2 protein-coding genes are annotated in these 1,996 nt (G+C 70.1%); one reads left to right on the forward strand and one right to left on the reverse strand.

The window, feature by feature from the left end:
• Positions 1-159: 159 nt before the first annotated feature.
• Positions 160-549, reverse strand: a complete 390-nt coding sequence (locus tag ACFWV2_RS32995; RefSeq protein WP_384411101.1) for a hypothetical protein — start codon at positions 547-549, stop codon at positions 160-162.
• 1,152 nt (positions 550-1,701) lie between these two features.
• On the opposite strand from ACFWV2_RS32995, the gene ACFWV2_RS33000 reads away from it, so the two are divergent.
• Positions 1,702-1,923, forward strand: coding sequence for a hypothetical protein (locus ACFWV2_RS33000; RefSeq protein WP_384411103.1), 222 nt, complete (start codon positions 1,702-1,704; stop codon positions 1,921-1,923).
• Positions 1,924-1,996 lie beyond the last annotated feature (73 nt).

Raw genomic sequence — 1,996 nt, forward strand, 5'->3', positions numbered from 1 at the left:
AGGTGATCGCCCTGGTTCCTGCGGCACAGCACAGCAAAAAAGCCCACGCCGAGGGCATGGGCAAAGGGAGGATCCGAACCACGACAGCTAACGGGAACGGTACACGTCCGTACTTGCTGTGACCACAGGAAACGCCTGATGCCCAGGGGCAGATGACCGTCAGGACGTAGAAGGCGCGGCGCGGGCCAACGGTTCGAGGTCGCCGTAAAAGGCAGCGTGCAGGGCGGCGGCCAGTTCCCGGGCCCGTCCCTCGCCGTCCACGTCGTACAGCACGACGTAGACCGGGTCGGCGAACGAGTCGGGGCGGATCTGCCGGGAGCCGATCAGGTGGCTGACGGCTTCGCGGACGGCGTCATACACCGGGGTGTCGAGGGTGCGCTGTGGTGCGGTGCGCGCGTCGGTCTTCACCGTCCACCGCGGCCCCTGGCGCTCGATGGCGACGAACACGGCCCGCTGCTCCTTGGCCGCGCTGTATGGGGTGGTGAAGGCGTCCATGCCCGTCGCGTCCGGGACCAGATCGGCGGGACAGGGGATCGGCAGCGGCTGCATGAGCAACATCCTCCTTCCCAAGTAACGGTGCGCTTCGCGTTGACTCGGAGCGTGTCCTCACACGGGGCGGGGCGTTGGGTTCTGTGACACATCCGCCGGTTCTGACGCCCCACGTCGGGTCCGGCACGGTCCGCGGCCCCGATTGCACGCTCTGGCGTCGGGGCCGCGTCAACCGCCCATCGGCTCCCCTTCCCGCGGTCGTGCGACCGAAGGCCCTGGTCTCCCTCGGGACCAGGGCCTTCGTGCTGCCAGGCACCCTCCAGTGCGCGCCCGAGGGGGCGGCCGGACCGGGGGGCCCAACCACGGTGTTCCGGCCCGGCAGCCCAGAACCACAGGCGACAAGGGCGCCTGTGGTTCCTTGCAGGTGCGGGAGGGCGGTCGGCCCCGCACTACATGGTCAGCGTCCGGGCCAGGGAGCGCGGCCGGCGAGGACCGCCCACTCCTCGTCCGGACGGCCCGGCACGAGACGGCCATCGCTCTCCCACTGCCGGGCCAGCTCGGTGAAGATCGGCTCCAAGCCGGGACGGGGAACCGCTTCCCCACTCCCCCGCTGGACACCGATGACAGGGGCAGGCCGCATCGTCACGGACGTGATGGTCAAAGGGGGTTAACGCCGCCCGGTGCGGTGGGGTCACCCGTCACGGCGGACAGCCTGGCTGAGAGCAATGCGGGCAGTGCCCTCGTCAAGCAGAACGCGAAGCCGTGGAAAGTCGTTACCGTCACCTCGTCGGAGGTGAACTGGCGCCCTTCGGGGACACGGCGACAACGACCCGGGTCCTGCGACCGGCACGGGATCAAAGAACATGTGGCGGCGCTGCTTAGGGTTCGCCTGGCCGGGCGGTTGGGCTGTGCGGTTCGTTGGCGGTCAGCGGGACCCGGTCACCGCCAGGGCGCCATCGTCATCACGCCGGATCTCTCGGAGGGTCACCTCCGGTGAGGGAGAGCAGCTGGCTTCGACGTACAGGGTGCCACCGAGATCCACCACACCGGGCATCCGACACAGCGGGTTCCGTCGTCGGCCGACCTGGCAGCGCCTGCACACAGCGGCGAACGGGTGCACCCCGGGCAGCGGGCGCGGCTGGATCCGGGCAGCGGGGAAGCGATGGACGGTGACGCCGGAACGGGCCGGCCACCGCGAGAGAGGAACCACTCATGGAGCAGTCCGAGCTGGAGAACAAGGTTCAGCAGTTGGAGACAGGTCTGGCCGTCCAGGAGGCGGCCATGGCCGGAGCGCAGGCCACCCAGGCCGCAGCGCAGGCGGGGATGACTTCCACCTTCACCGCGACGCAGACCGGGACGTGGGCGGTGATGGCCACCGGCAGTGTCGCGCTGCTGGTCGGGATCTTCCTCGGCATGGCCATCGCCAAGGACTGACCGGCCGGCCCCGGCCTACCGGGAGCCGCCGCCCCTGTACACAGCGAACGCGTCTGCCGGGCAGCCTGGAGGC

Source organism: Streptomyces sp. NPDC058671, assembly GCF_042716475.1.
GTDB lineage: Bacteria > Actinomycetota > Actinomycetes > Streptomycetales > Streptomycetaceae > Streptomyces.